This is a genomic window from Streptomyces sp. JW3, from assembly GCF_052216785.1.
Classification (GTDB): Bacteria; Actinomycetota; Actinomycetes; order Streptomycetales; family Streptomycetaceae; genus Streptomyces.
In genome coordinates this window covers 20227-42961 of the sequence record NZ_JBQOUX010000069.1, presented here as the reverse complement: position 1 = coordinate 42961, position 22735 = coordinate 20227, and the positions used below count along the sequence as shown (strand labels likewise).

The 22735-nt window shown below is 73.1% G+C and carries 21 protein-coding genes and 1 pseudogene; 10 read left to right on the top strand and 12 right to left on the bottom strand.

All coding sequences use genetic code 11. The annotated features are described in order from the left end of the window. Positions 1-54: 54 nt before the first annotated feature. The 5 genes from ACTT8P_RS25305 to ACTT8P_RS25285 all read right to left on the bottom strand — a co-directional run bounded on the left by ACTT8P_RS25305 (position 55) and on the right by ACTT8P_RS25285 (position 4698). Positions 55-1005, bottom strand: a complete 951-nt coding sequence (locus ACTT8P_RS25305; RefSeq protein ID WP_442834039.1) for a catechol 2,3-dioxygenase — start codon at positions 1003-1005, stop codon at positions 55-57. Continuing rightward, the gene (locus ACTT8P_RS25300) at positions 986-2110 is read right to left on the bottom strand and encodes a 4-oxalomesaconate tautomerase (RefSeq protein WP_442834038.1); all 1125 of its coding nucleotides are present in this window, start codon (positions 2108-2110) and stop codon (positions 986-988) included. The genes ACTT8P_RS25305 and ACTT8P_RS25300 overlap by 20 nt, the downstream gene beginning before the upstream one ends. After that, complete coding sequence (locus ACTT8P_RS25295; protein ID WP_442834037.1) at positions 2107-2817, bottom strand: 4-carboxy-4-hydroxy-2-oxoadipate aldolase/oxaloacetate decarboxylase; 711 nt, start codon at positions 2815-2817, stop codon at positions 2107-2109. The genes ACTT8P_RS25300 and ACTT8P_RS25295 overlap by 4 nt, the downstream gene beginning before the upstream one ends. 93 nt (positions 2818-2910) lie before the next feature. After that, entirely contained in the window at positions 2911-3561 is a 651-nt protein-coding gene (locus tag ACTT8P_RS25290; RefSeq protein ID WP_442834036.1) for a GntR family transcriptional regulator, read from the bottom strand. A 129-nt stretch (positions 3562-3690) separates the two neighbouring features. Beyond that, on the bottom strand, positions 3691-4698 hold the full coding sequence (locus ACTT8P_RS25285) for a LacI family DNA-binding transcriptional regulator (protein ID WP_442834035.1): 1008 nt from the start codon (positions 4696-4698) through the stop codon (positions 3691-3693). Between the two features lie 127 nt (positions 4699-4825). Between ACTT8P_RS25285 and ACTT8P_RS25280 the strand changes: the two genes are divergently transcribed. After that, the gene (locus ACTT8P_RS25280) at positions 4826-5998 is read left to right on the top strand and encodes a Gfo/Idh/MocA family protein (protein ID WP_442834034.1); all 1173 of its coding nucleotides are present in this window, start codon (positions 4826-4828) and stop codon (positions 5996-5998) included. A 56-nt stretch (positions 5999-6054) separates the two neighbouring features. Then, a complete protein-coding gene (locus ACTT8P_RS25275; RefSeq protein WP_442834033.1) occupies positions 6055-7059 on the top strand; it encodes a Gfo/Idh/MocA family protein in 1005 nt (334 codons plus the stop codon). A gap of 14 nt (positions 7060-7073) precedes the next feature. Here the strand turns inward: ACTT8P_RS25275 and ACTT8P_RS25270 are convergent, their stop codons facing one another. From ACTT8P_RS25270 to ACTT8P_RS25250, 5 genes are all read right to left on the bottom strand, one after another. Further along, on the bottom strand, positions 7074-7487 hold the full coding sequence (locus ACTT8P_RS25270) for a VOC family protein (RefSeq protein ID WP_442834032.1): 414 nt from the start codon (positions 7485-7487) through the stop codon (positions 7074-7076). A gap of 402 nt (positions 7488-7889) precedes the next feature. Further along, positions 7890-8792 (bottom strand): sugar phosphate isomerase/epimerase family protein, encoded by a 903-nt coding sequence (locus ACTT8P_RS25265; protein ID WP_442834031.1) that lies wholly within the window; start codon positions 8790-8792, stop codon positions 7890-7892. Position 8793: 1 nt separating this feature from the next. Then, on the bottom strand, positions 8794-9639 hold the full coding sequence (locus ACTT8P_RS25260) for an ATP-binding cassette domain-containing protein (protein ID WP_442834030.1): 846 nt from the start codon (positions 9637-9639) through the stop codon (positions 8794-8796). Between the two features lie 5 nt (positions 9640-9644). Then, on the bottom strand, positions 9645-10685 hold the full coding sequence (locus tag ACTT8P_RS25255) for an ABC transporter permease (protein ID WP_442834029.1): 1041 nt from the start codon (positions 10683-10685) through the stop codon (positions 9645-9647). After that, positions 10685-11722, bottom strand: coding sequence for a sugar ABC transporter substrate-binding protein (locus ACTT8P_RS25250; protein ID WP_442834028.1), 1038 nt, complete (start codon positions 11720-11722; stop codon positions 10685-10687). Before ACTT8P_RS25250 ends, ACTT8P_RS25255 begins: the two co-directional genes overlap by 1 nt. A gap of 271 nt (positions 11723-11993) precedes the next feature. Between ACTT8P_RS25250 and ACTT8P_RS25245 the strand changes: the two genes are divergently transcribed. From ACTT8P_RS25245 to ACTT8P_RS25230, 4 genes and pseudogenes are all read left to right on the top strand, one after another. Beyond that, positions 11994-12872 carry a Cgl0159 family (beta/alpha)8-fold protein gene (locus tag ACTT8P_RS25245; protein ID WP_442834027.1) on the top strand — a complete coding sequence of 293 codons (879 nt, stop codon included), beginning with the start codon at positions 11994-11996 and terminating at the stop codon, positions 12870-12872. A gap of 29 nt (positions 12873-12901) precedes the next feature. Continuing rightward, complete coding sequence (gene iolB, locus ACTT8P_RS25240) at positions 12902-13783, top strand: 5-deoxy-glucuronate isomerase (RefSeq protein ID WP_442834026.1); 882 nt, start codon at positions 12902-12904, stop codon at positions 13781-13783. Continuing rightward, positions 13780-15651, top strand: coding sequence for a 3D-(3,5/4)-trihydroxycyclohexane-1,2-dione acylhydrolase (decyclizing) (gene iolD, locus ACTT8P_RS25235; protein WP_442834025.1), 1872 nt, complete (start codon positions 13780-13782; stop codon positions 15649-15651). The genes iolB and iolD overlap by 4 nt, the downstream gene beginning before the upstream one ends. Positions 15652-15660: 9 nt before the next feature. Next, positions 15661-15953 (top strand): annotated as a pseudogene (locus ACTT8P_RS25230) (UTRA domain-containing protein); the annotation flags it as partial. A gap of 19 nt (positions 15954-15972) precedes the next feature. Here ACTT8P_RS25230 and ACTT8P_RS25225 read toward each other — a convergent pair. Further along, positions 15973-16737, bottom strand: a complete 765-nt coding sequence (locus tag ACTT8P_RS25225; protein ID WP_442834024.1) for an IclR family transcriptional regulator — start codon at positions 16735-16737, stop codon at positions 15973-15975. Positions 16738-17022: 285 nt separating this feature from the next. On the opposite strand from ACTT8P_RS25225, the gene ACTT8P_RS25220 reads away from it, so the two are divergent. The 4 genes from ACTT8P_RS25220 to ACTT8P_RS25205 all read left to right on the top strand — a co-directional run bounded on the left by ACTT8P_RS25220 (position 17023) and on the right by ACTT8P_RS25205 (position 21964). Next, on the top strand, positions 17023-18024 hold the full coding sequence (locus ACTT8P_RS25220) for a 4-hydroxy-3-methylbut-2-enyl diphosphate reductase (RefSeq protein WP_442834023.1): 1002 nt from the start codon (positions 17023-17025) through the stop codon (positions 18022-18024). A 12-nt stretch (positions 18025-18036) separates the two neighbouring features. Then, positions 18037-19866 carry a 1-deoxy-D-xylulose-5-phosphate synthase gene (locus tag ACTT8P_RS25215; protein ID WP_442834022.1) on the top strand — a complete coding sequence of 610 codons (1830 nt, stop codon included), beginning with the start codon at positions 18037-18039 and terminating at the stop codon, positions 19864-19866. Further along, positions 19863-21014 (top strand): flavodoxin-dependent (E)-4-hydroxy-3-methylbut-2-enyl-diphosphate synthase, encoded by a 1152-nt coding sequence (gene ispG, locus ACTT8P_RS25210; protein ID WP_442834021.1) that lies wholly within the window; start codon positions 19863-19865, stop codon positions 21012-21014. Before ACTT8P_RS25215 ends, ispG begins: the two co-directional genes overlap by 4 nt. Positions 21015-21319: 305 nt before the next feature. After that, positions 21320-21964, top strand: a complete 645-nt coding sequence (locus tag ACTT8P_RS25205; RefSeq protein ID WP_442834020.1) for a response regulator transcription factor — start codon at positions 21320-21322, stop codon at positions 21962-21964. On the opposite strand, the gene ACTT8P_RS25200 is transcribed toward ACTT8P_RS25205, so the two are convergent. After that, the gene (locus ACTT8P_RS25200; protein WP_442834019.1) at positions 21944-22714 is read right to left on the bottom strand and encodes a transmembrane-type terpene cyclase; all 771 of its coding nucleotides are present in this window, start codon (positions 22712-22714) and stop codon (positions 21944-21946) included. The genes ACTT8P_RS25205 and ACTT8P_RS25200 overlap by 21 nt on opposite strands. Positions 22715-22735 lie beyond the last annotated feature (21 nt).

The following is a 22735-nucleotide window of genomic DNA, read 5'->3' as shown; positions in this document are numbered from 1 at the left end:
CCCCCCCCCCCCCCCCCCCCCCCCCCCCCCCCCACCCCCCTGGATCGCGAAGCGTCAGGCGACCGGCGGTGTGCCGTGGGTGTGGAACGACTCGATCGTCTTCAGACCCCAGGCCTGGCCCTTCTTGCGCTCGTCCTCGGTCCAGGTGATCAGCGGCCAGTCGGGCGCCAGCACCAGGCGGGTGAGCGGGTTGCACAGCTCGATCCGGTTGCCGCCGGGCTCGTAGACGTACAGGAAGAACGTCTGCTGGATGGCGTGCTTGTGCGGGCCGGTCTCGATGAACACGCCGGTGTCGATGGCGAGGTCGGCGGCGCGCAGGATGTCCTCGCGGTTCTCGGTCGCGAAGGCGATGTGGTGCAGCCGTCCCTCGGAGCCGGTCCAGTCCTCGGTGTAGACGACGTCGTAGGACTTGTTGGTGAAGGTCAGCCAACGGGCGGCGATCTTCCCGGTGTTGAGCCGGATCTGCTCGGTGGGCCGGGCGCCGAGCAGGTGTTCCTGGAACTCGGCGTTGGCGAGCACGTCGGAGGCGAGGAAGTTGATGTGGTCCAGGCGGCGCACTCCGACGCCCCGGTTGGGCTTGGCCTGCGGCTGGTTCTTCAGCGCGGGCTTCAGCTCGTCGGGCGCCTGGTAGTACTCGCTCTCCCAGTACAGGGCGTGCTCGTGTCCGTCGGGGTCGGTGGTGAGGTAGAGCTTGCCGAGGCCGGGCTCGTCCTCGACCCACTTGCCGCCGCGGCCGGCCTGCTCCAGGGCCGTCACCCGGCGCTGGAGGGCGTCCTCGCTGGAGGTGCGCAGCGCGAGCCGGCCGAGGCCGGGGGTGTCGCGGGCGGTGAGCACCAGGCTGTGGTGCTCGTAGTCGTCGTAGGTGCGCAGGTAGACCGTGTCGCCGTCCTGCCCGTTGACCGTCAGGCCCAGGAAGTCGGTGAAGAAGCCGACGCTGGCGTCGAGGTCGGGGGTGAACAGCTGGGTGTGACCGATATGGGCGATGTCACCGAGCGGCGGAGTCATCGTTGCCTCCAGAGGGCTGCGCGGGGGTGGGGGCCGTCTCGGCCGAGCGGGGGAACACGGTGCCGTCGAAGATCTTCCGTGCGGTGCGCACGACGGCGGTACGGCGGACCACCGGGGGTGTGCCCTCGGTTCCGGGTTCGACGGCGGTCTCGACGTCGAGGAAGCCGGTGGGGTGTTCGACGCGGACCCGGTCACCGCCGGGCAGGTCCGCGATGCCCTCCCCCACTCCGCCGGGCAGCCGGAGTCCGGCGGCCACGCTGGCGGCGCCCAGCACGCCGATGGAGGTGTGGCAGCGGACCGGGATGAAGGTGCGGGTGGTGACCGCGCCGCCGTGCCGGGGCGGCGCGAGCAGGCTGAGCTTGGGCACGGTGACGGACTCGACGTCGCCGAGGCCCATCAGCCGCCCGGCCGCCAGCCGGATCTCGCGGAGCCGGTCGGCGAGGGCGACGTCCTCCTCCAGGTCGCGTGGCTCCTCGTAGCCGGTGACCTTCAGCGCGGTCGCCGGGATCAGCACCACCGGCATGCCGTTGTCGACGCAGGTCACCTCGGTGCCGGCGATCGTGTCACGGACGTTGCCGGTGGGCAGCAGCGGGGCGCTGCCCTGCGGGAACTCGATGACCACCGCGGCGGCGGTGCCCGGCACGCCGGATATCTCGGCGGCACCGGTGTAGTCGACCCGGCCGCCCGGGGTGGGGAAGGTGGCGATGGCCAGTTCCCCGCTGTTGCGCATCCGGATGCGGACGGACGTCTCACCGTCCCGGGCCGGCACCAGGCCCCGTTCCACGGCGAACGGGCCGACCCCGGCCAGGATGTTGCCGCAGTTCTGCCGGTCGGTGACCTCGGGGGTGTCCACGTTGACCTGGAGGAACAGATAGTCGACGTCGGCCTCGGGGTCGTCGGAGGCGGAGACCACGGCGACCTTGCTGGTCAGCGGGTGGGCGCCGCCCAGGCCGTCGATCTGGCGCGGGTCGGGGCTGCCCATCACCCGCAGCAGCAGGTCGTCGCGGGCGGCGGCGTCGCCGGGGAGGTCCTCGGCGAGGAAGTAGGCGCCCTTGGACGTGCCGCCGCGCATCAGCGTGCAGCGGACCTCGTCGGGTGCGCTCACGAGGCGTCCCCGCCGCGCGTGTACTCCTCGTACGACTGGTAGGTGACCCCGAGCTGGACCAGCTTCTCGCGCAGCCCGTAGCGGTCCAGGCCGAGCTGGCCCTCCTGGAAGGCGGCGCGGGTGGCGGCCTCCTTGTTCTCCCGGGCCTCGGACGCCTCGGCGGTCTGCTGGGCCTTCTCGCGCGGGACGACGACCACACCGTCGTCGTCGGCCACGATGACGTCGCCCGGGTTGATCACCTGGCCGCCGATGACGACCGGCACGTTGACGCTGCCGCCGGTCGCCTTGACCGTGCCCTGCGCGGACACGGCGGCGGACCAGGCCGGGAAGTTCATCTCGCGCAGCTCGGAGGTGTCCCGGATACCCGTGTTGATGATCAGTCCGCGCACCCCGCGCTGCTGGAGCGCGGTGGCGAACAGCTCGCCGAACAGGCCGTCGGTGCAGGGCGAGGTGGTGGTGACCACCAGGATGTCGCCCTCGCCGCACTGCTCCACGGCGGCGTGGATCATCAGGTTGTCGCCGGGCCAGGACAGCACGGTGACGGCGGTGCCGGCGATCCGGGTGTCCTGCTGGATCGGGCGCAGGTGCGGGCCGAGCAGGCCGGCGCGGCCCATCGCCTCGGACACGGTGGCCACGCCGTACCCGGACAGGGCCTCGACGTCCTTGGCCTCCGCCTTCGGCGGGTCGGTGACGATGACGCCGCTCATGCCTGCTCCTTCGGGGTTCGCGGGTACGCGTACACGGGATCTCTTCCTCTTCGGGCCGGGCCGCCGCCCTCTGCGCGCCCGCCTTGCGGCGGGTCAGTCGCGCAACGCCTCGATCACGCTGGTGAGGTGGGCGCGGACGGCTGCCTCGGCCGCCTGCGGGTCTCTGGCCTCGATCGCCTCGATCATGGCCAGGTGCTCGTTCAGGGATTGCTGGGGCCGTCCCGGGCGCAGCGCCAGCTGGAAGCGGTGGCGGACCAGCTGGGCGTTGAGCCGCTCCAGCAGCTCCAGCGCGGTCAGCTGGCCGGAGAACTCCCGGATCCTGGTGTGCAGCCGGTGGTTGAGCTCCGAGTAGGTCAGCGGTTCGCCGCCGGCCACCGCCTTGGTCATCGCCGTGCCCAGCTCGGTCAGCTCGACCACCTGCTCGTCGGTGACGGCGACGGCCGCCTTGGCCGCGCAGAGCCCTTCGAGGACCAGCCGGCACTCGGTGATGGCGACCGCTTCCTCCACGGTCACCACCCGCACCCGCGACCCCCGGTTGCGGATGCGCTCCACCAGCCCCTGCGATTCGAGGTCGATCAGCGCGGCCCGGATGCTGGCCCGGGTCACTCCGAACTGCTCGGCGAGCTCGTTCTCCACCAGCCGCTGGGCCGGTGCCATGTCGCCGCGCAGGATCGCCTCTCGCAGCTGTCCGAGCGCAAGCTGTTTGGCCTGCTCCCCGGTGCTCGGACCGGCTTGTTTCGGCATGTGCCCTCCCTGAGTGAGTGCTCGTCGAACGTAAATCTATCCAAACAAGATTGTCAACAATTTTGTTCGCCGAATTACGGGGTGGCGGTGCGGGTGCGGTGCGGGTGCTGTGCGCGGTCTTTGACGTGGTCACCGGCGGGGCGCGGCGGTGGTTCCGCGGATCTCCAGCGAGGGCACGGCCAGGTGCAGGCCGCCCGGTCCGGCGGGGCCGGCCAGCCGGTCGAGCAGACGGCGGGCGGCGCGGCGGCCGACCTCGTGGCCGGCGTTGTCGACCGTGGTCAGCCACAGGTGCCGCAGCCGGGAGATGCTGGTGTTGTCGTAGCCGGCCACGGACAGGTCGTGCGGCACCCGCAGGCCCAGTTCCTCGGCCGCCGACAGGGCGCCGACCCCGGCGATGTCGTTCACGGCGAACACGGCGGTGGGCCGCTGCCCGGGTCCGCCGAGCAGCCGGACGGTGGCGCGGTGGCCGCCCTCCTCGGTCATGTCGCACGGCTCGGTACGGGCCGCCGCGGCGAGGCCGTGCGCGCGCATCACCGACTCGAAGCTGCGCCGCCGCAGCTCGCCGACCGCGCCGTACCCCGCGAGGTGCGCGACCCGGCGGTGGCCGAGGCCGATGAGGTGCTCGGTGACCAGCCGGGCGCCGCGCTCGTCGTCGCCGGCCACCACGTCCACACCGGGCGGCACCGCTTCCCGGGCGCCCGCGACCACCACGGGGACGCGCGCGGCGATGTCCTCCAGGGCGGCCGGGTCGGGCAGCGTGCCGACCACCACCAGTCCGTCGACACCGAGGTCGCGCAGCGGGCCGGCGGCGTCGCCCTGGCCCGAGCGGCGGTTGAGCCGGGCGTCGGACAGCACTACGTGCAGGCCGTTGTCGTGCAGCAGGGCGTTGAGTCCGTCGAGCAGCTCCACGAACCAGGGGTTGCGCAGGTCGTTGAGGAGGACGCCGACGGTGCGGGTGCGGCGCTCGCTCAGACTGCGGGCCGCCGCGTTGGGCCGGTAGCCGAGTTCCTCGGCCGCGCGGAGCACGGCCTGCCGGCGCTCGGGGCCGACACCGTCGGCGCCGCGCAGCACCAGTGACACCAGCGACTTGGAGACTCCGGCCCGCTCGGCCACGTCCCGGATGGTCGGCTGCTTCATGGCTGGACCTGCTTCATGGCTGGACCGTTCCACGCACCGCCTCGCCTGTCAAAGCCTTGACACCGTGGGCGGAGAGTCCCCAGGGTGGCGTGAAGAGGTGATGGACCGGTCCAAATGAAGGGCTCCCATGGTTCAGCCACAGGAAACGCTCGGTGTCGCCGTCATCGGTTTCGGCTGGATGGGGCGGGTGCACACGCAGGCCTACGCCCGGGTCCGGCACCACTATCCCCAGCTCACCGTCCGTCCGGAGCTGGTGGTGGTGGCCGAGGAGGTGCCGGGGCGGGGCGAGGAGGCCGCCGCGCGGTTCGGGTTCGCCTCGGCGGTCCGCGACTGGCGGCAGGTGGCCGCCGATCCCCGGGTGGGCGCGGTCAGCGTCACCGCCCCCAACTTCCTGCACCGCGAGATCGGCGTCGCGCTGGCCGGGGCGGGCAAGCACCTGTGGATCGAGAAGCCGGTCGGGCTCGGCGCCGCGGACACCCGGGCGGTGGCCGCCGCCGTCGCGAAGGCCGGCGTCCGGAGCGCGGTCGGCTTCAACTACCGGGGCGCGCCCGCCGTGGAGGCGGCCCGGGACCTGATCGCGAGCGGGGACATCGGCGCCGTCACCCATGTCCGGATCCGGCTGTTCAGCGACTACGCCGCACATCCCGAGTCCGCGCTGACCTGGCGGTACGAGCGGGCGCGCGGCGGCAGCGGGGTGCTGGGCGACCTGGCCTCGCACGGCGCGGACCTGGCCCGGTTCCTGTGCGGCGACATCGCGGCGGTGACCGCCGACACGGCCGTCTTCGTACCCGAGCGGGCCCGGCCGGCCGCCGCGACGGCCGGACACACCCGGGCCACGGGCGGCGTCCTGGGCCCGGTCGAGAACGACGACTGGGTCGGCTGCCTGCTGCGCTTCGCCTCCGGCGCCCGGGGCGTGCTGGAGGCGTGCCGGGTCTCGGTCGGCGAGCAGAACGCCTACGGCTTCGAGGTGCACGGCACCAGGGGCGCGGTGTTCTGGGACTTCCGGCGGATGAACGAGCTGGGTGTCAGCCGCGGCACCGGCTACCAGGACCAGCCGGTCAGCACGGTGTACGTCGGTCCGGGCGACGGCGAGTTCGGCGCGTTCCAGCCGGGCGCCGCCAACGCGATGGGGTACGACGACCTGAAGGTGGTGGAGGCGTACCGGTTCCTGCGCTCGATCGCCGAGGACACCCCGTACGGCGCGACCCTCACGGACGCGGTGCGCGGCGCGGCGGTGCTGGACGCGATGGAGCGGTCGGCGGCGAGCGGCGCGTGGGTCACCGTCGATCCGTCGGCCTGACCAGCGCGCCTCTCCCCGCCTCTCCCCTGCTCGGCCCTCTGTCAGGAGCACCCTCCATGCGTATCGGCATCCTCGGTCTGGGCCGCATCGGCGCCTTCCACGCCGAGACCCTCGCCGGGCTCGACGCCGTCGAGTCCCTGATCGTGTCCGACCCGGCCGCCGGTCGCGCGCGGGCCGCCGCCGACCGGTTCGGCGCGCTGGTCGCGGACTCCCCCGAGGCGCTGCTGGCGGCCGGGGTGGACGGCCTGGTCGTCGCGGCGGCGACCGACGCCCATCCGGCGCTGATCCGGGCCGGGGTGGCCGCCGGGGTGCCGGTGTTCTGCGAGAAGCCGGTCGCCCGCACCATGGCCGAGGGCATGGAGGTGCTGAAGGCCGTCGCGGGGCGGGACGTGCCGGTGCAGATCGGCTTCAACCGGCGCTTCGACGCCGGGTTCGGCGCGGCGCGGGCGGCGGTGCGCGCCGGTGCGCTGGGCCCGCTGCACACCGTACGGTCGACCACGCTGGACCCCGCGCCGCCGCCCGCCGCGTACGTCGCCGCCTCCGGCGGCATCTTCCGGGACTGCTCGGTGCACGACTTCGACATGATCCGCTGGGTGACCGGCCGCGAGGTGATGGAGGTGTACGCGAGTGGCGGCAACCGGGGTGCCGCGTACATCCGGGACCACGGTGACGCCGACACCGCGGGGGCGCTGCTCACGCTGGACGACGGGACGCTGGCGGTGGTGTCCAACAGCCGGTACAACGGGCGCGGCCACGACGTCCGGATGGAACTGCTCGGCTTCGCCGACTCGCTCGCCGTCGGCCTGGACGACCGGCTGCCGCTGCGCTCGGCGGAGCCGGGCGTGACCTTCCCCGCCGGTGTCCCGCACGACTTCTTCCTGGACCGGTTCGCCGCCGCCTACCGCGCGGAACTGACCGCGTTCACGGAGGTGGTCGCCGGGTCGCGGCCGTCGCCGTGCACCGTGGAGGACGCGCTGGCGGCGGGCTGGATCGCGGAGGCGTGCACGCTGTCGCTGCGGGAGCACCGGCCGGTGCCGGTGGCGGAGGTGCGCCGGGCCTGACGCGGGCGGCGCGGTCAGCTCCGCGGCTCGCCGATGTTCACCATCCAGGAGACGCCGAACCGGTCCCGGCACATGCCGAAGACGTCGCCCCACATCTGCTTCTCCAGCGCCACGTCGACGGTGCCGCCGGCCGACAGCTTGGTCCAGTAGCCGCGCAGCTCGGCGTCGTCGTCGCCGCTGAGGCTGATCGAGTAGGCGTTGCCCGGGGTGTGCTCGGTGCCGGGCGGGGCGTCGGCGCCCATCAGGGTGAAGCCGCTCGGGGTCTCCAGCATGCCGTGCATGATCTTGTCGGCGTCGGGGCCGGGCGAGCCGCCGAACGAGGCGTAGGTGTTCAGCGTCAGGGTGCCGCCGAACACCTCCTCGTAGAACTCCATCGCCTGTCGGGCGTCGCCGTCGAAGCTGAGGTACGGATTGAGACACGAGGTCATGACTGCCTCCCGGAACGGGACGAAGGGCCATCGTCACCGACGCTAGCGCGCCCCACTGACAACGGCCCGCCGAGCCGGCCCGGGACGCCCGGTCCGGGCCGCCGGCCCGGACCAGGCATCCTGCCCGTGCGGAATGCCGACCCGGTCAGGCGCGCCCGGCTCTTGCCGGAAGACCAGCCGGACCAGCCGGACCCGCCAGACCTCCCGAACCAGCCGGACCAGCCAGACCTCCCGGACCGGACGGAGCAGCCGCCCCGGGCCGGGCGGCCAGTCGGCGCGGGACACCGGCCCGGCCGGGCCCGCTGCCGGCGGCAGCCCACCGGCCCGGCCCAGGCGCCCGGACCGTACGAGCGGCTCGGCCCGGCCCCGCGCCACCGCAGCCGACGGCCCGCCCAGGGCCCGTCACGCCCCGCAGGTGCGCAGGAAGCGGCGGGTGCGGAGCGCGATGGGCAGCGGGCGGTCCGGTTCGCAGGGGTACATGTCCTGTTCGACGATGGCGAACAGGTCCACGTCCAGGCGCTGGGCCGCCGCCAGCACCGGTGCCAGTTCGGGTACGCCGCTCGGCGGCTCGCACATCACCCCGCGCCGCACGGCCGGACCGAACGGCAGTCCGGCCGCCCGGACCTCGGCGAGGATCTCCGGGTCGACCTGCTTGAGGTGCAGGTAGCCGATCCGCTCGCCGTAGGTCTCGATGAGCTTGACGCTGTCTCCGCCGCAGTAGGCGTAGTGGCCGGTGTCCAGGCAGAGGTTGACCAGGGCGGAGTCGGTGGCGTCGAGAAAGTGTTCGACGTGTTCCTCGGTGTCGAGGTGGGTGTCGGCGTGCGGGTGGACGACGATGTCCAGGCCGTACGTCTCCTTCGCCTCGCGGCCCAGGCGTTCCATGCCCTCGGTGAGGTGGGTCCACTGCTCGCGGGTCAGCTCCGGGGGCTCCAGGATCTCGTCGGTCTTGTCGTCGCGCCAGAAGGACGGGATGACGACGAGGTGCCGGGCGCCCGTCGCCCGGGTCAGGGCGGCGACCCGGCCGACCTGCTCCCAGGTGGCGGCCCATGCGGACGGCCCGCGGTGCAGGCCGCAGAAGATGGTGCCGGCGGAGACGCTCAGACCGCGCCGGGCCGTCTCGTCGGTGAGCCGGGCCGGGTCGGTGGGGAGGTAGCCGTAGGGGCCCAGTTCGATCCAGGAGTAGCCGGCCTCGGCGACCTCGTCCAGGAACCGCTCCCAGGGCACCTGCTGGGGGTCGTCGGGGAACCAGACGCCCCAGGAGTCGGGGGCGGAGCCCACCCGGATGCGGTCGAGCACGGGGGCCATGTCAGGTGCTTCCTTCCCTCGGAGCGGCGGCGGTCGGCAGCGCGGCCGTGTCGACTCCGCCGACGTCGGCCAACTCGTGCTTGAGGGCGGCCAGTTCGGCGCCGCCCGCCATGTGGTCGGTCAGCGCCTCCAGGGTGATGTCGGCGCGGGTGGCGGACAGGTCGAGGGTGCCCAGGCGCAGCACGGTGAAGTGGTCGCCGACCAGATAGGCGTGGTGCGGGTTGTGGGTGATGAAGATGACGCCGAGGCCGCGTTCGCGGGCGGCTGCCATGTACTTCAGTACCACACCGGACTGCTTGACGCCGAGCGCGGCGGTGGGCTCGTCCAGGATCAGCACCCGGGCGCCGAAGTGCACGGCGCGGGCGATGGCGACGCACTGGCGCTGGCCGCCGGAGAGGGTGCCGACGGGCTGTTCCAGGTCGTCCAGGGCGATGCCCATCGCGCGCAGTTCCTCGTCGGCGGTGCGTTTCATGCGGGCGATGTCGAGGCGGCGCAGTGGCCAACGGCCCCGGGTGAGTTCGGAGCCGAGGAAGAAGTTGCGCCACACCGGCATCAGCGGGATCGTGGCCAGGTCCTGGTAGACGGCGGCGATACCGCGGTCCAGGGCCTCGCGCGGGGTGCTGAAGCGGACCGGTTCGCCGTCGACCAGGAACTCGCCCTCGGTGTGCTGGTGCAGCCCTGAGACGATCTTGATGAGGGTGGACTTGCCGGCGCCGTTGTCGCCGAGCACGCAGGTCACCCGGCCGGGGTGGACGGCGAGGTCGACGCCGTGCAGGGCGCGGACGGTGCCGTAGGACTTGCCGGCGCCGCGCAGCTGGACCAGTGCGGTGACGGGGGTGTCGGTCATGGGGCTCACCTCCGGGTCGCCGCGCGGCGGACCCACAGATTGATGAGGACGGCGCCGAGCAGCATCGCGCCGAGGAACGCCTTGAACCAGTCGGGGTTCCATCCGGCGTAGACGATGCCCTGGTTCACCATGCCGAACATGAAGGCGCCGAAGACCGGGCCGATCGCGGAGCCGTAGCCGCCGGTCAGCAGGCAGCCGCCGATGACGGCGGCGGCGATGTAGATCAGCTCCTGGCCGACGCCCTCGCCGGACTGCACGGTGTTGAAGGTGAACAGCTGGTGCATGCCGACGAACCAAGCGCCGAAGCCGACCAGCATGAACAGGGAAATCTTGGTGAAGGTCACCGGTACGCCGACCGCGCGGGCGCTGTCCTGGTCGCCGCCGACGGCGAACACCCAGTTGCCGTACTTGGTGCGCAGCAGCACCCAGGTGGCCAGCGCGGCGAAGACCAGCCACCACACCACGGTGATCTTCACCTCGACGCCGCCGACGTCGAAGGAGGCGGCGAACAGGGCCTTGGCCTGGCCGAAGCCGTCCATGTCGCTGATGTCGTCGGTGGCGACGTTGTCGGTGACGAGTTTGGTGACGGCGAGGTTGACGCCCTGGAGGATCAGGAAGGTGCCGAGGGTGACGAGGAAGCTGGGCAGCCGGGTCTTCACCAGCACCCAGCCGTTGAACGCGCCGACGCCGAGGGAGAGGGCGAGGGCGACGAGCACACCGGTCCACACGTTGACGGTCAGCTGGTAGCTGAGCATGCTCGCGGTGAGCGCCGAGGTGACCACGGCGACCCCGGACGACAGGTCGAACTCGCCGCCGATCATCAGCAGGGCCACCGGCAGCGCCATGATGCCGATGGTGGAGGACTGGTAGAGGACGGTCGCCATCGAGCCGCCCTGGCGTACCGAGGGGGCGGCGATCAGGAAGAAGACCAGGACGGCGACGGCACCGAGCAGGACGCCGACCTCGGGGCGGGCCAACAGGCGCAGGGCGAACGGGCGCCCGGCCGGCCTCGGTCCGGCGGTGACCGCCTGGGGTGCGGCGCTCATCACCGGGTGCCCTTCGCGGCGTACTCCGAGATCCGCTCGACGTTGGACTCGTCGACGAAGGCCGGGCCGGTCAGCACCGGCTGCTCACCGCCGCCGCTGTAGTTGCCGTTGTTCTTGTAGAGCCACAGCCCGTCGATCGCCAAGTATCCCTGGAGGTAGGGCTGTTGGTCGACGGCGAATTCGATGTCGCCCGTCCGGACGGCGCCGGTCAGTTCCTTGTTGAGGTCGAAGGTGGCGACCTTCGCCTTGCCGCCGGCCTCCTCGACCGACTGCACCGCGGTCATCGCGAAGGGGGCGCCCAGGGTGACGACGTGGTCGATGGAGCTGTCCTGCTTGAGCTTGGCGGTGATCGTCGACTGCACGGACGGCATGTCGGTGCCGTTGACGTAGAGGTTCTCCACCGTGCCGTCGAAGGTCTTCTTCACCCCGTCGCAGCGCTGGTTGAGGCCGACGTTGCCCTGCTCGTGCAGGACGCAGACCGCCTTCTTGGCGCCCACCTCGTTGAGCTTCTTGCCGAACGCCTCGCCGGCCACGCTCTCGTCCTGCCCGAAGAACTCGGTGAGGCCCATCTGCTTCCAGTCGCTCAGGCCGGAGTTGAGCCCGACGACGGGTATCCCGGCCTGCCGTGCCTTGCCCACCACGCTCTTCAGGGCGTCCGGCTTGGCGAGGGTGACCGCGATGCCGTCGACCTTCTGGTCGACGGCGTTCTGCACCAGGCTGGCCTGGTTGCCCGCGTTCGGGTCGTTGGAGTAGATCAGCTTGATGTTGTCCTTGGCGGCGGCGGCCTCGGCTCCCTTGCGGACGATGTCCCAGAAGGTGTCGCCGGCCGCCTGATGGGTGACCAGGGCAACCGTCATCCGGGGGGTGCTCGCCCGGCCGGCGGAGGCTCCGGACGCGCCCTCCTCGTCGGCGTCCTTGCCCCCGGAGCCGCTGGAGCAGCCGGCCAGGGTCAGCGCCGCCGCCGCGGCCAGCGCCAGGACGGGGCCGAAGCCGCGGGAGCGGGGACGGGCGGGGCGGGCGGGAGCGGAGCGGTCCATCTTTCCTGCACCTCACTGTCGACGGAAGAGCCAGTGCCGTGGAGAAGGGGTGGAGAAGGCTTGCGCTGGGACCGGATACAAGTGGGTCGCGTCCGCGCTGTCAATACTTTGTCAAGACATCGTTTCACCAGCAGGTCCGTATGTCCGTACAAAGTATTGACAGGTTCGGGTCCGTCGTCCTACACCTGAAAGCGTCCCGCCCCCGAAAGGGCGACCGATCTCTACCCCCGGCGACCGGACCTACCCCTGCCCTCCCGAACGGAGTCCCGTCGTGCCCCTCACCCCCGCCGACCTCACCGCGGTCAGAGCGCGGCACCCCGAGGCGATCGCCGAGGCGGCGGCCCGCCGGGTGCGCCGCCCGCTGCTCGGCGACAGCGGACGGCTGATGATCGTGGCCGCCGACCATCCGGCGCGCGGCGCGCTCGGCGTCGGGGACCGCCCGCTCGCGATGGCCGACCGGGCAAAGCTGCTGGCGCGGCTGTGCACCGCGCTGTCCCGGCCCGGTGTCGACGGCGTGCTGGCCACCGCCGACGTCCTGGAGGACCTGCTGCTGCTCGGCGCGCTGGAGGGCAAGGTCGCGGTGGGCTCGATGAACCGCGGCGGCCTCGCGGGCGCCGCCTTCGAGCTGGACGACCGGTTCACCGGGTACCGCGCCGAGGACCTGGCCCGGCTGCGGTTCGACGCGGGCAAGCTGCTGCTGCGCATCGACCCGGACGACCCGGGGTCGCTGGCCACCCTGGAGTCGGCCGCGCGGGCCGTGGACGCGATGGCCGCGCACCGGCTGCCGCTGTTCGTGGAGCCGTTCTGGTGCCGCCGCGTGGCGGGCCGGGTCCGTACCGACCTGTCCGCCGAGGCGGTCACCCGGTCCATCGCGATCGCCTCGGGGCTCGGCGGCACCTCCGCCTACACCTGGCTGAAACTTCCGGTGACCGACGACCCGGACGACATGGCCGAGGTGCTGCGGACCGCCACCCTGCCGGTGGTGCTGCTCGGCGGCGAGGTGGGGAACGATCAGGAGGCGGCGTACGCGCGCTGGCGCGAGGCGCTGCGGCTGCCCACCGTGCGGGGCCTGGTCGTGGGGCGCTCGCTGCTCTACCCGGCGCAGGGCAGTGTGGAGCAGGCGGTGGACACTGCGGTCGGACTGTTGTGAGCGGGCCGCCCACGGAGAGGGAGACGGCGATGACGTACCACCTGGCCGCGGGCGAGGCCGCGGACGGCCGCTACGCGGTGCACGTGACCCCACAGCGCGCCGGCTGGGGGTACAGCGGCCTGCGGGTCCTCACCCTCCCCCCGGGCGGCGCGCACACCTTCGACGCCGGGGACAGCGAGTGGATCGTGCTGCCGCTGGCCGGCGGCTGCACGGTGACCGCCGACGGCGCGGTCTTCGAACTGCACGGCCGCCCGGACGTGTTCAGCGCCGTCAGCGACTTCGCCTACGTCCCGCGCGACGCCCGCGCGACCGTCACCTCCGCCGCCGGCGGCCGGTTCGCGCTCACCGGCGCCCGCTGCGCCCGCCGGCTGCCCGCCCGCTACGGCCCGGCCTCCTGCGTCCCCGTCGAACTGCGCGGCACCGGGAACTGCTCGCGCCAGGTCAACAACTTCGCCGCGGCGGACACCTTCGACTGCGACAAGCTGATCGCCGTCGAGGTGATCACCCCCGGCGGCAACTGGTCCTCCTTCCCGCCGCACAAGCACGACGAGCACCGCCCCGGCCGGGAGGCGGAGCTGGAGGAGATCTACTACTTCGAGTTCGCCGCCCACGACGGCCTGCCCGGCCTCGGCTACCAGCGGGTCTCGCCGTCCGGACGGGGCCGCGGCACCGACGTGCTGGCCGAGGTGCGCGACGGGGACGTGGTCCTCATCCCGGACGGCTGGCACGGACCGTCGATGGCCGTGCCGGGCCACCACATGTACTACCTCAACGTCATGGCCGGCCCGGCCGCCGAACGGGCCTGGCTGATCAGCGACCATCCCGGCCACGCCTGGGTCCGCGCCACCTGGCCGGAGCAGCCCGTGGACCCCCGGCTCCCCCTCTACGCCGCACCGGAGAGGAACGTATGAGCACCCGCGTCCACCGGCTGACCACCGCCCAGGCCCTGGTCCGGTTCCTGGCCGCCCAGTACACCGAACGGGACGGCGTCCGGCACCGGCTGATCGCCGGGACCTGGGGCATCTTCGGGCACGGCAACGTGGCCGGGATCGGCCAGGCCCTCGTCGAGTACGCGGACGTCATGCCGTACCACCAGGGTCGCAGCGAACAGGCGATGGTGCACGCGGCGGTCGGGTACGCCCGGCATCTGGACCGGCTCTCCGCGCAGGCCGTCACCACCTCGATCGGCCCCGGCGCCACCAACCTGGTCACCGGCGCCGCCCTCGCCACCGTCAACCGGCTGCCGGTGCTGCTGCTGCCCGGCGACTACTTCGCCGCCCACCCCGCCGACCCGCTGCTCCAGCAACTGGAGCACCCGGTGGCAGCTGACGTCTCGGTCAACGACACCCTGCGCCCGGTGTCCCGGTACTTCGACCGGATCACCCGCCCCGAGGCGCTGCTCGGCTCCGCGCCGAGCGCGATGCGGGTGCTGGCGGACCCCGCCGAGACCGGCGCGGTCACCCTCGCCCTCCCGCAGGACGTGCAGGCCCAGGCGTTCGACTGGCCGGCGGAGTTCTTCGCCGACCGCGTCTGGCGGGTCCGGCGGCCCGCGCCCGACCCGGCCGAACTGGCCGACGCGGCGGGCGCGATCCGGGCCGCCGCCCGCCCGCTGATCGTCGCGGGCGGCGGCGTCCACCACAGCCGGGCCGAGGACGCCCTGCGCGCGCTGGCCGACGCCACCGGCGTCCCCGTCGCGTGCACCCAGGCCGGCAAGGGCGCCCTGCGCCACGACCACCCGGCCGACGTCGGCGGCGTCGGCCACACCGGTACCGCCGTGGCCGACGCGCTGGCCCGCGCCGCCGACCTGGTGATCGGCGTCGGCACCCGGTACAGCGACTTCACCACCGCCTCCGGCACCCTGTTCCAGCACCCGCGGGTGCGGTTCCTCAACCTCAACATCACCGCCTTCGACGCCCACAAGCTCGCCGCCCGCACCCTGGTCTGCGACGCGCGCACGGGCCTGGAGGCGCTCACCGAGGCGCTCGGCGGCCATCGGGTGGACGGGGCCTACACGGCCGAGTACCGCGCCGGCAAGGAGCGCTGGGAACGGGTGGTGCAGGCCGCGCTGCGGGCCGGGGACGACAGCGCGGTACCGACGCAGACGCAGGTGATCGGCGCGCTGGACCAGGTGGTCGGCGAGCCGGACGTGGTGATCAACGCCGCCGGGTCGCTCCCCGGCGACCTGCACAAACTGTGGCGGGCCCGGTCCCGGCGCCAGTACCACCTGGAGTACGGCTACTCCTGCATGGGCTACGAGATCCCGGCCGCCGTCGGGGTCCAGCAGGCCGCGCCGGGCACGCCGGTGTGGGCGCTGGTCGGCGACGGCACGTACCTGATGAACCCCACCGAGATCGTCACCGCCGTGCAGGAGAACCTCCCCGTCAAGCTGGTCGTCCTCCAGAACCACGGCTACGCCTCCATCGGCGGGCTCTCCGAGTCGGTGGGCGCCGAGCGGTTCGGCACGGCGTACCGGTACCGGGCCGCCGACGGTTCGTTCACCGGCGACCCGCTGCCGGTGGACCTCGCGGCCAACGCGGCCAGCCTCGGCATGGCCGTACTGCGCCCCAGGACGGTGGCCGAACTGCGCGCGGCGCTCGCCACCGCCCGCGCCGCCAACCGGCCGACCTGCGTGTACGTGGAGACCGACCCGGCGCCGACCGCGCCGCCGGCCGAGGCGTGGTGGGACGTGCCGGTGGCCGAGGTGGCCGCGCGGCCGGCCGCCGCCGAGGCGCGGGCGGTCTACGAGCGGGCCGCCGCCGGCCGCCGCCGGCATCTGTGACCGCCGGCGGCCGCCGGCCGGGGCCCCGGCACCCGGATGCCGCGCCACGAAGTCGTCGCCGCCGGGCCGGAGCTGGCCGCCGCCCTGGAGGTGCCCGGCTGGAGACCACCGGCCGGTACCGGACGCCGCGCGCGGCCGGTACCGCCGCGGACGCCGCCCACCTGCACGAGACGCCCGGCGCCGCACTGCTGACCATGCGCCGCACGGCGTACGACGCGGCGGGCCGGCCCGTCGACCACGGCAGGCACCTGTACCGGGCGTCCCGGTACGCCTTCGGCTTCCAGCTGTCGGCCGGGACCTGAGCGGGACGCCCGCCGGGGGTCAGCCGGCCTCGGCCAGTCGCTGTTCGATCGCGTCGACGGTGTCGAGCAGGGCGCGGGCGACGCTGCGCAGGTCCCTGGTGTTCACCGTGTCGCCCAGGACCACCGCGGCCACCGGGCCGGACTTCCCGAGCCGGACCGGGGCGGCCAGTTCGACCAGGTCGGGGATGAACTCGCTGCGGGCGTAGGACAGTCCGGTGCGCCGGATGCGGTCGAACTCGCGCCGCATCGCGTCCGCCCGGGCCCGGTTCACCACGGTGCCGGCGGTGGCCGTGTCGAAGAGGTCCGCCGGATCGCGCTTGTTCATCGCGAGCAGCAGCTTGCCCGCCGCCGAGCAGTGCGCGGGCACCGGCTGCCGCAGGGCCATCGCGAGCCGGGCGTGCTCCTGCCCGTAGAGGGTGCCGACGTGCTGGACCTTCGTCCCCGCCAGGGTGCCGAGGCTGACGATCCGGTGGGTGTGCTGGAACAGCTCCAGCAGGAACGGCGTGACCGGGTAGCTGAGGCGCTGCACCCCGGCGGGGCCGCCGGTGGCCGCCAGCCGGGACAGGTACGTGCCGAGTTCGTAGGACTTGGACTCCCGGCGCACCGCCAGACCGATGTCGGTGAGCGCCCGCATCAGCCGGTGCAGGGTCGACTTCGGCAGGTTCACCAGCCGGGACAGCTCCGACAGGGTCAGCGGGCGGGACGCCTCGGCCAGCGCCTCCAGCACGGCCACCGCCTTGCGCAGCGGGCCGCCCACGGCCGCGGGCACCGCCGTCTGAAGCACCGGACCGGCGGTCGTCCCCGGGCGCGGTGCCTGAGGATGCCGTTCACCGTCCACCGGGGTGCTCCCGTCGCCGCCGCCCACGTCACCGGGTTCCGGTCTACCGGCGGGCCGACGGCGTTCTCAAGGGCGGCCGGGATTGCTGTCCCCAGGGTGCTCGGGATCGGGCCCTTTTGTCGGCCCTTCGCCGGCCCGGCGTACGGGCCTCCCGGCGCCCGCCCAACGACCGTTCCGGAAAGTGGAAACGGCCGTAGCACCCGGCGCCGCTCCGTCCCTACTGTCCTGATCATGGCTGATGTGAGCTCGTCCGAGTCCCCGGGGGACGGCGTCGCCCGCCGCGTCCTGCTGGCCGGCCCCCGGTCCTTCTGCGCGGGGGTGGAGCGGGCCATCGAGATCGTGGAGCGCGCTCTGGAGCAGCGCGGCGCCCCCGTCTACGTCCGCAAACAGATCGTGCACAACGTCACCGTGGTCGACGACCTCGCGGCCAGAGGAGCGGTGTTCGTCGAAGAGCTGGACGAGGTGCCGGACGGCGCGACGGTGGTGTTCTCCGCGCACGGGGTCTCCCCCGCCGTGCGCCGGGAGGCGGACCGGCGCCGTCTCGAGGTCATCGACGGGACCTGCCCGCTGGTCGCCAAGGTCCATGCCGAGGCCCGCCGGTTCGCGGCCCGCGGCGACACCATCGTGCTCGTCGGGCACGCCGGTCACGAGGAGGTCGAGGGCACCCTCGGGGAGGCACCGGAGTCGATGGTGCTGGTCTCCACGCCCGACGAGGTCCAGGACCTGGCCGCCGGCACCGGGCGGCAGCTGTCCTACCTCACCCAGACCACCCTCGCGGTCGACGAGACCGCCGAGGTGGTCGGTGCGCTCAGGGAGCGGTTCCCGCTGCTCCAGGAACCGCCGAGCGAGGACATCTGCTACGCCACCACCAACCGGCAGGCCGCGCTGAAGGCCATCGTCGGGGAGTCCGACCTGGTCCTGGTGGTCGGTTCGGAGAACTCCTCCAACTCGGTGCGCCTGGTGGAGCTCTCGCGCCGCGAGGGCACCCGCGCCGAGCTGATCGACCGGGCCGCCGACATCCGGCCCGAGTGGCTGGCGGGGGTGCGCACCGTGGGGCTGACGGCCGGCGCGTCGGCACCGCCCGCCCTGGTCACCGAGGTGGTGGACCGGCTGGGCGCGTTCGGCCCGGTCCAGGTCGAGGAGCGCGAGATCGCGCGCGAGACCGTGAGTTTCGACCTTCCCTCACCCGTTCGCCGTACCGCGCGGCGGACGGCGGACGGCCGTCCCAGCTGAGCGAGGAGAGACGTGTCACCGAGTGTGCTCGGCCGTATCACCGGTCCCCGGGAGCTCAAGGAGCTGCCCGCCGAGGAGTTGCCCGAACTGGCCCGGGAGATCAGGGAGTTCCTGGTCGACAAGGTGTGCGCCAGCGGCGGCCATCTGGGTCCCAACCTGGGCGTGGTCGAACTGACCATCGCGCTGCACCGCGTCTTCGACTCGCCGACCGACCGCATCGTGTTCGACACCGGACACCAGAGTTACGTCCACAAGATCCTGACCGGCCGGCGGTCCGCCTTCGACACACTGCGCGCGCCGGGCGGGCTGTCCGGCTATCCGCTGCGCGAGGAGTCCCCGCACGACCTGGTGGAGAACTCGCACGCCTCCACGGCGCTGTCCTGGGCCGACGGCCTGGCCCGGGCCGACCGGCTGCGCGGCGCGCCCCGCCGCCGGACGGTCGCGGTGGTCGGGGACGGCGCGCTGACCGGCGGGATGGCCTGGGAGGCGCTGAACAACCTCGGCCGCGGCGGGCGGCCGGTGGTGGTGGTCCTCAACGACAACGGCCGCTCCTACGACCCCACGGTCGGCGCGCTGGCCGAGCACCTGACCGCGCTGCGGGCCGGCCGGCCGCCGGGCCCGTCGCTGTTCGAGACCCTCGGCCTGGCCTACCTCGGGCCGGTGGACGGGCACGACCTCGGCGCCGTCGAGCGGGCCCTGCGGCTCGCCGCCGAACTGGAGCAGCCGGTCGTCGTGCACTGTGTCACCGAGAAGGGCCGCGGTTACCTCCCGGCCGAGACCGACCCGGCCGACCGGATGCACGGCATCGGTGTCCTCGACCCGGCCACCGGCCGGTCACCGTCCGCCGGCTCCGGCTCCGGCTCGGCGCCCGGCTGGACCGCCGTGTTCGGCGCGGAGCTGGAGCGGATCGGCGCCGAGCGGCCCGACGTGGTGGCGCTGACCGCCGCGATGCTGCGGCCGGTCGGGCTGCACGGGTTCGCCCGGCGGTTCCCGGACCGGGTGTTGGACGTGGGCATCGCCGAGCAGCACGCGGTGACCAGCGCGGCGGGACTGGCCACCGGCGGCCTGCATCCGGTGGTCTGCCTCTACGCCACCTTCCTGAACCGCGCCGTCGACCAGATCATGATGGACGTCGCCCTGCACGGCCTGCCGGTGACGTTCGTCCTGGACCGCGCGGGGGTCACCGGACCCGACGGTCCCAGCCACCACGGCATGTGGGACCTGGCCCTGCTGGGCACGGTGCCGGGGATGCGGGTGGCGGCGCCGCGCGACACCGTGCGGCTCGCCGAACTGCTGGGCGAGGCGCTGGCCGTCCAGGACGGCCCCACCGCGCTGCGGTTCCCGAAGGGCGGCGCCGGTCCGGAGATCGCCGCGCTGACCCGGATGGAGGGCGTGGACATCCTGCACCGCACCCGGTCCCGGCCGCTGGACGTCCTGCTGGTCTCCACCGGGGCCCTGGCGGGCACCGCGCTGGGCGCGGCCGAGCTGCTGGCCGAGGCGGGCGTCGGGGTGACCGTCGTCGACCCGCGCTGGGTGCTGCCGGTCGCGCCCGCCCTGACCCACCTGGTCTCCCGCCACCGGCTCGCGCTCTGTGTGGAGGACGGGGTGCGCGCCGGGGGCGTGGGCGCCGCGCTGGCCCTGGCCTGCGCCGACGCCCGGGTCCGCACCCCGGTGCACGCGCTCGGGCTGCCCCGCGCGTTCCTGCGGCACGGTGCGCGCCCGGACATCCTCGCCGAACACGGCCTCACCGCACGGTCCGTCGCCGACACGGTACTGGCCCTGCACGGCGCCGTGTCTCCCGCCCCCGCCCCCGCCTCCCTCCCGGAAAGGACCCCGCGGTGACCCAGGTCGCGCTCGGAATGCCCGCTCTGCCCGCCGCCACGCTCGCCGCGCGCCGGCCCACCCGCCAACTGGCGGTCGGCGCGGTCGGGGTGGGCAGTGAGCACCCGATCTCCGTGCAGTCGATGACCACGACCGTCACGGCCGACGTCAACGCCACCCTCCAGCAGATCGCCGAACTCACCGCGGCCGGCTGCGACATCGTCCGGGTGGCCTGCCCGAGCGCCGACGACGCCGAGGCGCTGCCCGCGATCGCCCGGAAGTCCAAGATCCCGGTGATCGCCGACATCCACTTCCAGCCCAAGTACGTGTTCGCCGCCATCGAGGCGGGGTGTGCCGCGGTGCGGGTGAACCCGGGCAACATCAAGAAGTTCGACGACAAGGTGGGCGAGATCGCCCGCGCGGCCAAGGACCACGGCACGCCGATCCGGATCGGGGTGAACGCGGGGTCGCTGGACGCGCGGCTGATGAAGAAGTACGGCAAGGCGACCCCGGAGGCGCTGGCCGAGTCGGCGCTGTGGGAGGCGTCGCTCTTCGCCGAGCACGGCTTCCACGACCTGAAGATCTCGGTCAAGCACAACGACCCGGTGGTCATGATCCGCGCCTACGAGCTGCTCGCCGAGAGTTGCGACTATCCGCTGCACCTGGGGGTGACCGAGGCCGGTCCGGCGTTCCAGGGCACCATCAAGTCGGCGGTGGCGTTCGGCGCGCTGCTGCGCCAGGGCATCGGGGACACCATCCGGGTGTCGCTGTCGGCGCCGCCGGTGGAGGAGGCCAAGGTCGGCAACCAGATCCTCCAGTCGCTGAACCTGCGCCCGCGCAAGCTGGAGATCGTCTCCTGCCCGTCCTGCGGCCGGGCCCAGGTGGACGTCTACAAGCTCGCCGACGAGGTCACCGCGGGGCTGGAGGGCATGGAAGTACCGTTGCGGGTGGCCGTGATGGGGTGTGTGGTCAATGGTCCCGGAGAGGCCCGGGAGGCCGATCTCGGAGTGGCGTCCGGCAACGGCAAGGGGCAGATCTTCGTCAAGGGCCAGGTCGTCAAGACGGTCCCCGAGCACCGGATCGTGGAGACCCTGATCGAGGAGGCCCTGCTCCTGGCCGAGACCATGGAACCGGTCGACGGCGGCGCCGTGGAGGTCGTCGCCGGCTGAACGAGGGATTCCCCCTTCGGCAACGGCAACAGCGTGATCACCCGGCTCCCCGAAGTCGGCCCCAGTAGGGTTTCTGACATCGTTATCCGACTGTCACGGACCACCTCAGGCCACTCTCGGGGAGCTTTGACGTGCTGGAACAGTGCGATTCGACGCCGGTCATGCCCATGACATATGCCACTGGGAAGTGTTGAGCGGACGACCCCGCGGCGACGCGAACCGGCTCGGGAAGTACCACCGTCGGCGCCCGGCATCGCGACCGAATGCCCAGGCGCACACGCTGTCTTGTTCCTGGAGGACTCACCATGACCACCCCCCATGCCCCGACTCGTACCACCAAAGCACTGGTGCGGGCGCCCGACCCGCTCACACAGTCGGCGGTGAGCGGCCATCTCGCCGCCACCCAGCACATCGAAGTGGTGTCGGCGGACCGCCCCGATCCCGTCGACGTCGCCGTGGTCGTCGCCGAGCGGATGACCGTGGAGGTGACATCGCTGCTGCGCAGGATCAAGAACACCCTGCGGGTGCCGGTGGTGCTGATCCCGTCCGAGATCGACCGCGGCGAACTGTTCGTCGCGGTGGAGTGCAACGTGGTCGCGGTGCTGCCGCGGACCGCCGCCACCAGCGGCCGGATCGAGGAGGCGGTGCTGACCGCCGCGGCCGGCGGCGGCGTGCTCCCCGCCCAGCTGCTCGGCGAACTGCTGCGGCAGCTGGAGCGGATGCAGCGCGAGGTGCTCTCACCGCACGGCCTGCACACCTCCGGGCTGACCCCCCGGGAGATCGACGTCCTGCGGCTGATGTCGGAAGGTCTGGACACCGCTGAGATCGCCGACCGGATGTGCCTGTCGGAACGGGCGGTCAAACGCGTCGTGTTCGGGGTCACCCGGCGGCTGAACCTGCGCAACCGGCCGCACGCGGTGGCCTACGCGTTACGCAGCGGCGTGATCTGACCGGGCACCGGACTCGGTGCCCGCCTCCGGGACGGCCGCCGGCCCGCGCCACGCCCACGGCGGCCGTCCCTCCAGGCGCATCGTCCGGCGCAGCAGCACCACGTAGGCGACGTCCAGAACCACGTAGGTCGGCACCAGCACCTGGAGCAGGTGGTGCGACGGGTAGAGGACGAAGGCGGTCAGTCCGGCGAAGAGGGAGCCCACCAGCTTGGCGGCGGCCAGCTGCATGGACTGTCCGACGCTGGACCCGCGCCGCTTGAGCATCAGCAGGAACGCCGCGCTCAGCGGCACCTGAATGATCATGCCGGTGTACATGCCCTCCCGGTCGTGGAACTCGTTGGCCCCCACGACGACCATCACCGCCGCCCACAGCAGCACGCCCAGGAACGACCACCTGAAGACCCGGGCCCCCAGCGCCGGGTAGTCCCGCGGCCCGTACCGCAGCGCCTGGTACAGCAGGACGGCGTTGAACAGCACCCACAGGAAGTTGATCTGCCGCTGCGACGGGGTCTGTTCCAGTACGAAGGTCAGGCTGAACTCCCACGCGAAGTTGACCGCCACCAGGTAGGCGGGGATGCCCACCCGCCGGTCCACCAGCGCCTGCCGGATGGCCAGCACATAGGTCAGCAGCCAGCCGAGCGCGGTCGGGCCGGCCAGCGCCCAGAAGAGCGCGTCCGGTACGTCGGCCGGGCCCTGGGTGACCGGCGCGACCTGCGACATCGGGATGAGGACGGGGGGCAACCAGACCATGGGGGAGCTTCCTTGGGTGGG